Annotated in this window: 7 protein-coding genes; 3 read left to right on the top strand and 4 right to left on the bottom strand. The window is 60.5% G+C overall.

Features of this window, described 5'->3' with window-relative positions; all coding sequences use genetic code 11:
- The coding region (locus JWQ61_RS19600; protein WP_304361979.1) for a retropepsin-like aspartic protease at positions 1 to 927 on the top strand (927 nt) is incomplete at its 5' end.
- A 56-nt stretch (positions 928 to 983) separates the two neighbouring features.
- Here JWQ61_RS19600 and JWQ61_RS19595 read toward each other — a convergent pair.
- The 4 genes from JWQ61_RS19595 to JWQ61_RS19580 form a co-directional block, all read right to left on the bottom strand.
- On the bottom strand, positions 984 to 2,345 hold the full coding sequence (locus JWQ61_RS19595) for an 8-oxoguanine deaminase (RefSeq protein WP_304361978.1): 1,362 nt from the start codon (positions 2,343 to 2,345) through the stop codon (positions 984 to 986).
- Between the two features lie 34 nt (positions 2,346 to 2,379).
- The gene (locus JWQ61_RS19590) at positions 2,380 to 4,140 is read right to left on the bottom strand and encodes an allantoate amidohydrolase (protein ID WP_304361977.1); all 1,761 of its coding nucleotides are present in this window, start codon (positions 4,138 to 4,140) and stop codon (positions 2,380 to 2,382) included.
- A 101-nt stretch (positions 4,141 to 4,241) separates the two neighbouring features.
- A complete protein-coding gene (locus JWQ61_RS19585; protein ID WP_304361976.1) occupies positions 4,242 to 5,636 on the bottom strand; it encodes a nucleobase:cation symporter-2 family protein in 1,395 nt (464 codons plus the stop codon).
- A gap of 208 nt (positions 5,637 to 5,844) precedes the next feature.
- The gene (locus JWQ61_RS19580; RefSeq protein ID WP_120234689.1) at positions 5,845 to 6,783 is read right to left on the bottom strand and encodes a LysR substrate-binding domain-containing protein; all 939 of its coding nucleotides are present in this window, start codon (positions 6,781 to 6,783) and stop codon (positions 5,845 to 5,847) included.
- A 385-nt stretch (positions 6,784 to 7,168) separates the two neighbouring features.
- On the opposite strand from JWQ61_RS19580, the gene JWQ61_RS19575 reads away from it, so the two are divergent.
- The gene (locus tag JWQ61_RS19575; protein WP_304361975.1) at positions 7,169 to 8,422 is read left to right on the top strand and encodes a urate hydroxylase PuuD; all 1,254 of its coding nucleotides are present in this window, start codon (positions 7,169 to 7,171) and stop codon (positions 8,420 to 8,422) included.
- Between the two features lie 105 nt (positions 8,423 to 8,527).
- Positions 8,528 to 9,989, top strand: a 1,462-nt coding sequence (gene hutH, locus JWQ61_RS19570) for a histidine ammonia-lyase (RefSeq protein ID WP_304361974.1), incomplete at its 3' end; no start/stop codon positions are given.

The following is a 9,989-nucleotide window of genomic DNA, read 5'->3' as shown; positions in this document are numbered from 1 at the left end:
AATTTCGCTACGTTTCCAGTCAAATTCGTGAACGGTTTTGTCAGCATTGACGGCGGCATGAACGGCAACGCCACTGCGATGATGATCGACAGCGGCTCGCAGCACACCCTGATTACGCGCCAGGCAGCGGAGAAACTGGGGCTGGCGCTCAGTCATTCCAATGCTTACGGCATTGGTACGGGTGGCGAATCCAGGTCATACACAGCGTTGCTCGACGATTTTTCATTCGGCAAGCTGGCCTGGCATCGTGTGCACCTGGGCGTCATATGGGATTTGGATCAATCCCTGAATTATGGCGCGCTGGTCGGCGCCGATACCCTGTTTCGCCAGGATGTGGAGATTTCGATGGCGAACCGGCAAATCAAGTTTTTCGAGCCGAGCGCTTGCGACCAGTCCTTTTTAGCCTATTGGGATGAGAACGCGTCGAACACCGCCATGCAAGCGATGGCTCCCAACGATCTGCGCCAGGTGGTGACGGTCGAGGTTAACGGTCAAAAAGTACGCGCCGTAATAGACAGCGGCGCGTTTGCCTCAATCATTGATCTTGCCGCCGCGGCGCGCGCCGGGATTACTACGCAATCGCCGGGAGTGGCGGCAGCAGGCAGCGGTTCAGGAGTTGGAAAACATCGCTCGCAGATCTGGCTGGCGCCGTTTGAAAGTTTTGCCATCGGCGATGAAACGATCAGCCATCCCACGATTCGTATCATGGATATGTACGGGGCGGCGCGATCGGATTCAAACCATATCGCCGCAACCAATACCATGCTCCACGATCAGCCCGAGATGCTGCTGGGCGCGGATTTTCTGCGTTCTCACCGCCTGCTGTTTGCAGTGAGCCAGAAGCGTCTTTATTTTTCCTATCTCGGCGGACAGGTATTTAGCACAAGCAATAAATCCAAGATTTCAGAAGCAATCGCATCGCCTTGACGACGCGATTGCTTATCGCAGCTGTGGGGGAACAGAGCATCGCCGCCCCGACTGTTTTAGCTTGCAGCTTCAGCCAGCGACAACGCCAGCTTGTTGTGGCGCTCCAGTACATTGCCCAGATCGACAGTAGTGAACTGGCCGTTGCGCACCACCACCCGGCCGTTGATGATGCTGTAGGCGACATCGGCCGGCGTACAGAACACCAGCGCCGCCACCGGATCGTGCCAGCCGCCGGCGAACCCGACTTTGTTCAGGTCGAACAGCACCAGGTCGGCCGACATGCCCGGCGTCAAGGCGCCGATATCGTCGCGATTGAGCACCCTGGCGCCGCCCAGCGTCGCCAGTTCCAGCGCCTGGCGCGCGGTCATGGCGTCCGGACCGAAACCGACCCGCTGCAGCAGCATCGCTTGCCGTACTTCGCCCAGCATGTGGGCGCCGTCGTTGGAGGCCGAGCCGTCGACGCCGATGCCGACCGGCACGCCGGCGTCGACCATCTTGCGGATCGGTGCAATGCCGGAAGCTAGCCGCATGTTGGAGCAGGGGCAGTGGGCGATGCCGGTGCCGGTGCGGGCGAACATGTAGATGCCTTCATCGTCGAGCTGGACGCAGTGCGCATGCCAGACGTCATGGCCGACCCAGCCGCAGTCTTCCGCGTACTCGGCCGGCGTCATGTTGAATTTCTCGCGGCTGTAGGCGATGTCGTTGACGTTTTCCGCCAGGTGGGTATGCAGCGAGACGCCATGATGGCGCGCCATCAAGGCCGATTCGCGCATCAGGTCGCGCGACACCGAAAACGGCGAGCAGGGCGCCACCACGATGCGCTGCATCGCATGGCGGCTGCTGTCGTGGTAGGTCTCGATCAGGCGTTGCGTATCTTGCAGGATGGTTTTTTCATCTTCCACCACGCGGTCCGGCGGCAGGCCGCCTTTCGACTGGCCGACGCTCATCGAGCCGCGCGCGGCGTGGAAGCGCATGCCGATCTGCTGCGCCGCTTCGATGCTATCGTCGAGTTTGCAGCCGTTGGGATAGATGTACAGGTGATCGCTGCTGGTGGTGCAGCCGGACATGATCAGTTCCGCCATCGCGGTCAGGGTCGAGACCTGGATCATCTCCGGCGTCAGGTTGGCCCAGATCGGATACAGGTTGGTCAGCCAGTTGAACAGCTCGCCGTTCTGCGCCGCCGGGATCACGCGCGTCAGGCTCTGGTACATATGGTGATGGGTATTCACCAGGCCCGGGATGACGACGTGATTGCCGGCGTCGATGACTTCGTCGGCAGTTTGCGGCAGGTCGGCGCTGTTGCCGACCTGTTCGATCACGTTGTCGCGGATGAAGACTGCGCCGCCGGTTATCTCGCGGCGCGTTTCGTCCATGGTGACGACCACGCGCGCATTTTTTATCAGTAAGGTTTTAGACATTGCGTTTGATCCAGTCAGATCCAGATACGCTGGTTCAAGGCTTGGGTGTAAAGCGGCGTAGGAAATCCAGCAAGATTTGCGCCGATACTTCGGCATCGTCCGCAGTCATTGTTTCCAATGGATTGTGGCTGATGCCACCGTTGCCGCAACGCGTAAACAGCATGGCGACGTCGGTTATTTTAGCGATGGTCATGGCGTCATGGCCGGCGCCGGAAGCGAGCTTGAACGGCTTGACCCCGGCGCGTTCGGTGGCGGCCGACAACTGCTCCATCAGCCACGAAGCGCACGGCGCGGCCGGCGCCGACACCATCTTCTCGACATTGGCTTCGATGCAGCGGCGTTCGCACACCGTTTCGATATGGCGCAGGACATCTTCCACGGCAGCGTCGCGGATGGCGTCGTCGGCGGCGCGGATATCCAGCGAGAATACGCAGGCGCCTGGAATCACGTTGGTGGAACCGTTAGGCACCTGCAGCTGGCCGACGGTACCCACCAGCGATGCATGCTGGTCCTGTGCGCAGCGTTGCTCCACGTACAGCAGGATTTCGGCAGCGGCGGCAGCGGCGTCCTTGCGCATCGGCATCGGCGTGGTGCCGGAGTGGCTGGCGACGCCTTTCAGCTGCACCATGTAGCGGCAGCTGCCGGCGATCGAGGTGACGATGCCGACCGGCAGGTCGCGCTGCAGCAGCACCGGCCCCTGTTCGATATGGACTTCGACGTAACCCAGCAAATCGGCGGGATTGCGGGCGATAGCGGGAATCGCCGCCGGGTCGTGGCCGGCTTGCAGCAGGGCGTCGCGCATGCTGACGCCGTCGCGGTCGAGCGTGTTCAGCAGCTCCAGGTTAAACTGGCCGATGATGGCGTTGCTGCCGAGGAAAGTGCTCTTGAAACGTACGCCTTCCTCTTCCGAGAAAGCGACGATTTCGAAATGGAAGGGCAGCTTTTCGCCGCGTTCGTGCAAGTGCTTGACGATGGCGATCGGCAGCAGGATGCCTTCGCGGCCGTCGTACTTGCCGCCGTTGCGCACGGTGTCGTAATGCGAGCCAGTCATCAGGGTCTTGGCGGCCGGGTTGTCCGACAGGTAGCGGCCGACCACGTTGCCGACTGCATCGGTCTCGGCCTGCATGCCGGCTTCGCGCATCCAGCCGGCAATCTGCGCGGCGGTGCGGCGGTGGGCGTCGGTCATGTAGGCGCAGGTGAGGCCGCTCTCGTCATCGCTCCAGGCGCCGATCTGTTCTGCCCATTGCATGATGGTCTGGCCCAGCTGCGGCGCATAGCCGAGCAGGTCGTTGCTGCGCATTTCGGCGATGCGGCCGATCTGGCGCAGCGCTTCCCCCAGCTCGTCGTCGAACTGGTTTTTCAGGCGCCGGCTGAAAGTGGCGATGATGGCCTGGCGCGACAGGCCCTGGCCGTCGGCGCCCTTGACCGCGAGGATGAACGGAAAGCCGAATTTCTTGTTGTAATCGGCGTTGAGTTTTTGCAGCGCGGCGAATTCTTCCGGGCTGCAATTATTGAGCCCGGCCTTGGCCTGTTCCCCGGTCGACTCGGCTGTCAGTTCGCCGGAAATGGCTGCCTTGCCGGCCAGCTCCGGGTGGGCGCGGATCAGGCCCAGCTGTTCTTCCCTGGTGGCCGAGCTGACGACTGCCTGCATCGCCAGTTTGAAGGCGGTGATGTTGGCGAACGGCCGCTGCGCAGCGGCGCGTTCGGGAATCCACGGTGAGTGCTCGTAGATGCCGTGCAGCGTCGCCACGAATGCCGTTACATCGCTGTTGTTCAATTGTTCTAAAGTTGTCATTTGTGTCATCGGCGGGTCCGACCCGCTTCTTCCTCGGTTAAATCGCTGCCATTTCAAATACGGGTTGGACCCACGTTACTTCAATTTACTGCAAAAACAACTTAGTGATCGGAGCTTTGCGCCGCCGCCAGCGCATGCGCGCGGCTGTCTTCGCTGGACCCCTTGCCGTTAAAAAACAGGTTCAGCAAGACCGCCATGCTGGACGCCAGCAAGATGCCGCTGTGCAGGATGGTCGACAGGAATACCGGCATCTTGTCGAAAAAGGTCGGCGCCACGATAGGGATCATGCCGGCGCCGAAGCTGACGGCGACGATGAACAGGTTATTGCGGTTGTGCTGGAAATCGACCTTCGACAGGATCTTGATGCCGGTCGCCGCCACCATGCCGAACATGACGATGCCGGCGCCGCCCAGCACGAACTGGGGAATCGAGGCAGCCACGTGCGCCATTTTGGGGAACAGGCCGAACAGCATCAGGATCACGCCGGCTGCGGCGCAGACATAGCGGCTGCGTACGCCGGTGACGCCGACCAGGCCGACGTTCTGCGAAAACGAGGTATAGGGGAAGGTATTGAAGATGCCGCCGATCACGCTGCCCAAGCCGTCGACGCGCAAGCCGCGCGCCAGGGTCTTGTCGTCGATTTTCTTGCCGACGATTTCACCGAGGGCGATGAACATGCCGGTCGATTCGATCATGGTCACGATCATGACCAGGCACATGCTGAGGATGGAGCCGATGTCGAATTTCGGCCAGCCGTAATGGAAGGGCCGGATAAAGGCGAACCATTCGGCATTGCCAAGGCCGTAGAAACTGATCTTGCCCATCGCCATGGCGATGATGAAGCCGATGATCATGCCGCTCAGCACCGAGATGTTGGCGATAAAACCCTTGACGTACTTGGTGATCAGCAAAATCGAAATCAGCACCACCAGCGCGATGCCGAGGCTGGTCGGCGAGCCGTAGTCGGGATTGGGGATCTTGGTGAAGACGCCGTCGACCAGGGTGCCGATCACCGGTTGGCCGCCGGCCGCCCAGTTGATCCCTACGCCCATCAGCGAAATGCCGATGACGCTGATCACGGTGCCGGTCACCACCGGCGGGAAGAAGCGCATCAGGCGGCTCATGTAGGGCGCGGCAAAGACGCAGAATATGCCGGAGACAATCACCGCGCCGTAGATATGGACAATCGTCAGCTGCGGGTTGCCGGCCATCGCTACCATCGGACCGACGGCGGCGAAGGTGACGCCCATCATCACCGGCATCTTGATGCCGAATTTCCAGAAGCCCAGGCTCTGGATCAGGGTCACCAGGCCGCAGCAGAACAGGTCGGCGCTGATCAGGAAGGCGATATCGCTTTTGGCCAGGTTGAGGGCGCCGCCGATGATCAGCGGCACGGCGATCGCGCCGGCGTACATCACCAGCACGTGCTGCATGCCAAGCGCAGCGAGTTTTCCTACGGGGAGTTTTTCATCTACCGGATCTGTGCTGCTGTTCATCGTGTGTCTCCTGGGTGCGGTTATTTTAGTGCTTGCGGCGACATCGATCCGGCGTTTTTATTTCCTGCCCGGCCGGACCAGTGCGCAACAGCCTCACAAATCTCCTGCCACATGGACAGGGCTTGCGCTGTCCGATACTACTTTGCCCAGCCCTTCACGATATATATACTGACTGATAGTTGATTTACGTATTTGGATATATGTCGGACTACTTGGACAGCATTGACTTGGCGGCAATCCCGATCTGTTCGCGCAGCCATTTATGCTCGGTCGCCTGGTGTACGCGTTCATGCCATAGTTGGTAAAAACGCATGGGCGGGAACTTGATCGGCAGGGTGAAGCTTTTCAGCGCCAGCGTCTTTTCATAAAAAAGGGCGAACTGGCGGCCGGTGGTCAGCACCAGGTCGGTTTGCGCCACCATATAGGGCAGCATGCCGAAGTAGGCCGATTCGACCACCACGTTGCGGTTCAGGTTCTGGCTGTCGAGGAAGGAATCGATGATGCCGTGGTAGCCGGGCAGTACTTGCCATGGCGCCACGTGCGGCAGCGACAGGTAGTCTTCCACTGTCATCTGGTCCGCTGCGGTGCGCTTGGCGTAGGCGCTGTCGGCGCGCATCAGGCAGACGATGGGATCGTCGAACAGCTTGGACAGGTGCAGGTGCGGCGGCGGCTCGTCCCAGTTGGCGATGACCAGGTCGAGGTCGCCGTCGGACAGCAGGCGCACGTAGTCGGTTTCCGGCCCCAGGGCATGGATCACGATGCGGCTCTTGGGCGATTCGCGGCGCAGGCGCGCCACCACTTCCAAGAAGAACGGCGTATTCATGTAATCTGGCGCGGCGATGTGGAAGGTGCGTGCTTCAGCCTGGGGCACGAAGGCGGTTTTTTGCACAAACAGCCGCTCGGTTTCTTCCAGGATGCGCTTGGCCGGCTTCAGCAGGCTTTCGCCGTGCTGGGTCGGCACCATCCCGCGCGCGCCGCGCACCAGCAGGGGGTCGCCGGTCAGTTCGCGCAATTTGCGCAGCGAGGCCGAGATCGACGGTTGCGGCTGGTTGAGCTTGAGGGCGACGCGCGAGACGTTCTTTTCGCACAGCAGCAGATACAGGATGCGTATCAGGTGGATATCCAGGTGGTCCGGCAGCTTGGCCATGTTGTCTCCTACTATTTTTAGGTATTATCAGAGTTCATTTTGTTATATGAATATGAGTATGTCAAATATATCTGAAAATCCATGTTTTGATAGCGCAATACGTTTATCTTGCGTGAATCTGGCACGCTTTTAATTTGAGAGCGCAGGCAGGGGAATAATGAAGGCTGGGCAGGCAGGTATCTTGCTTATCCGATCATGTTGGTCGTAGCGGAGCTGAGATAGGCCTTATTGAGCTCGCGGCCGTGTTGGAGGTAAATACTTCGGTTTTTATTTGAAGCGAGAACAAGGCGAAGCAACGCAGTTATCGGTTCAAATATAAAGCGAAATAACCTCTATCGTTTGCAGAGCCCGCGGTGGCAGACGAGTAATAATCGTTGGGGAAGACATGGATGCATTGTTAGTTTCGTACGGGGTCGAATGGCTCAACCTGCTGGTCCGCTGGCTGCACCTGATCACGGGCATCGCCTGGATCGGCGCGTCCTTCTATTTCGTCTGGCTGGACAATTCGATCCGGCCGCCGAAAGCCGGCTCCGACCTGGCCAAGAAAGGCGTGTCCGGAGAATTGTGGGCGGTCCATGGCGGCGGTTTCTACAATCCGCAAAAATACCTGGTGGCGCCGGCCGAACTGCCGGAAGAGCTGCACTGGTTCAAATGGGAAGCCTACGCCACCTGGCTGTCGGGCTTCGCCATGCTGTTCATCGTCTATTACTTCAATGCCTCGGCGATGATGATCAACAAGGATGTGGCTGACCTCAGCACCTGGCAGGCGATCGGCGTCGGCCTCGGCACGCTGGTGATCGGCTGGACCGTGTACGACGTCCTGTGCCGTTCGCCGCTGGGCAAGCGCGAAGGCCTGCTCGGCATCGTCATGTACCTGTTCATCGTGGCCGCCGCTTATGTGCTGTCGCACCTGCTGAGCGGCCGCGCCGCCTATATCCATGTCGGCGCCATGATCGGCACCATGATGGTGGGTAACGTGCTGATGGTGATCATCCCGGGCCAGCGCAAGCTGGTGGAAGCGATGCGCGTCGGCAAATCGCCGGATCCCATCTACGGCAAGAAAGCCAAGCAGCGCAGCGTGCACAACAACTACTTCACGCTGCCGGTGCTGTTCATCATGATCAGCAACCACTACGGCATGACCTACAGCCATCCGTACAACTGGCTGATCCTGGCGGCGATCATTGCCGCCGGCGCCCTGATCCGCCACTTCTTCAACCTGCGCCATGCCGGCCGCGTGTCGTTCGGTTATCCGATTGCCGGCGTGGCCTTGCTGCTGGCGGTGGCGATTGCGATTGCGCCACGCCCGATCCCGCCGGTTGCGCCTGTGGCCAAGGCAGAGGCTGCCGTGGCCGGCGCTGCTGCAGCAGTTGCGGCGCCGAGCGCCGACATGGCGCATATCCAGGAAATCATCGGCCAGCGTTGCGCCACCTGCCATTCGGCGCAGCCGACCCAGCCGGGTTTTGCCACGGCGCCGGCCGGCGTGATGCTGCAGACTGCAGACCAGATCCGGCAACATGCCGACAAGGTCTACCAGCAAGCCGTGCAACTGAAGGCGATGCCGCTGGCTAACCTGACTCACATCACCGACGAAGAGCGAGCCCTGATCGGTACCTGGTATACCTCCGGCGCCAAGTAAGCCGGGCGGGTATCTCTTTCTCATCCTGGAAGCCGGAAGCTGGTTGAGCAGTCATGCTCAAGCGGCTTCTGCGCTCGTCCTCCCATATTTAAATCTGGAGTTTTCATGTCCCAAACCATCACCATCGACGGCTTCAACCTGACTGCGCAGCAAGTGGTCGACGTCGCCCGCGCACCGCACCTGCCGGTGGCCCTGGCCGACACCTCGCGCGCCGCCCTGAAAGAAAGCCGCGACTACATCGAAGCGACCTGGATGCACGACGAAGCGCCGATGATGTACAGCTTCAACACTGGCGTCGGCTTGTTGAAGGACACGCGCATCAAGGTCGAACACATCGAGCTGTTCCAGACCCAATTGATCAAGGCCCACTGCGCCGGCATCGGCGAGCCGTTCTCGGAAGAAGTCAGCCGCGCCACCATGCTGTTGCGCGCCAATGCCTTCGCCAGCAACTATTCGGCGCCGCGAGTGGAAGTGGTGGATCGCCTGCTGGCTTTCCTGAACGCCGGCATCCATCCGATCATGCCGCAGAAGGGTTCGGTCGGCGCTTCCGGCGATTTGGCGCCACTGTCCTACCTGGCGGCAGCAATTGCCGGTTTCGATGAAGCCGAAGTGATGTACCAGGGCCAGCGCATGAGCGCACCAGAAGCCATCACCAAATCCGGCGTCGGCCCGGTCAAATTTGACTTAAAAGCCAAGGATGCCTCGGCCCTGATCAACGGCTGCACCGCCTCGCTGGCGGTGGCGGTATTGGTGGCCCACGACGCCCGCAACCTGCTGAGCGACGCCTGTCTGTCGCTGGGCCTGACGCTGGAAGCGATGCGCGCTGAAATGGCGGCGTTCGATCACCGTATCCAGCAAGCGCGTCCGCACGCCGGCCAGATCAAGACCGCCGCCATTATCCGCAAATTGCTGTCCGGTTCGACCCGCACCACGCATGAAGCACGCGCCGTGCAGTTTCCGGAAGAACTGCGCCGCACCGATATCCCTTACTCAGCCCGTATCCAGGATGTGTATTCGCTGCGCTGCTCGCCGCAAGTCTACGGCCCTGTATTCGACGCCCTTGATTACATCGACAACATTGTCGACAAGGAAATCAACTCCGCCACCGACAATCCGCTGATCTTCGATAAAGAAGGCGGCGGCTTCGAGATCATCTCCGGCGGCAATTTCCACGGCCAGTACCTGGCGCAGGCAATGGATTTATTGGCCATGGCGATCACCGACCTCGGCAGCATCTGCGAGCGCCGCGTGGCGCGCCTGATCGATCCGACCTTGTCGTGGGGTTTGCCGCGCAACCTGATGAGCGGCGTGCGCGGCGTCAATACCGGTTATCCGGTGGTGCAATGTTCGCTCAGTTCGCTGGTGATGGAAAACCGCACCCTGTGCATGCCGGGCAGCGTCGACAGCATCCCGGCCAAGGGCAACAGCGAAGACCACGTTTCGAACTCGACCTGGTGCGCGCGCAAGGCGGCGACGGTGGTGGCGAACACGCAATACATCATCGGCGTCGAGATGCTGCTGGCGGCGCAGGCCTTGACCATGACGGAAGATCTGCTGCCCGGTTTCG

The sequence above is a fragment of the Collimonas fungivorans genome (assembly GCF_028292705.1).
Classification (GTDB): Bacteria; Pseudomonadota; Gammaproteobacteria; order Burkholderiales; family Burkholderiaceae_D; genus Collimonas; species Collimonas fungivorans_B.
Note: the sequence above shows the minus strand (reverse complement) of the source record. Positions and strands in the feature narration are given on the sequence as shown.

What these genes read in the sequence shown, in the direction of transcription:
- JWQ61_RS19585 (WP_304361976.1), bottom strand. Translation starts at nt 5,636, where the DNA reads ATGAACAGCAGCACAGATCCGGTAGATGAAAAACTCCCCGTAGGAAAA.
- JWQ61_RS19580 (WP_120234689.1), bottom strand. Translation starts at nt 6,783, where the DNA reads ATGGCCAAGCTGCCGGACCACCTGGATATCCACCTGATACGCATCCTG.
- JWQ61_RS19575 (WP_304361975.1), top strand. Translation starts at nt 7,169, where the DNA reads ATGGATGCATTGTTAGTTTCGTACGGGGTCGAATGGCTCAACCTGCTG.
- JWQ61_RS19595 (WP_304361978.1), bottom strand. Translation starts at nt 2,345, where the DNA reads ATGTCTAAAACCTTACTGATAAAAAATGCGCGCGTGGTCGTCACCATG.
- JWQ61_RS19590 (WP_304361977.1), bottom strand. Translation starts at nt 4,140, where the DNA reads ATGACAACTTTAGAACAATTGAACAACAGCGATGTAACGGCATTCGTG.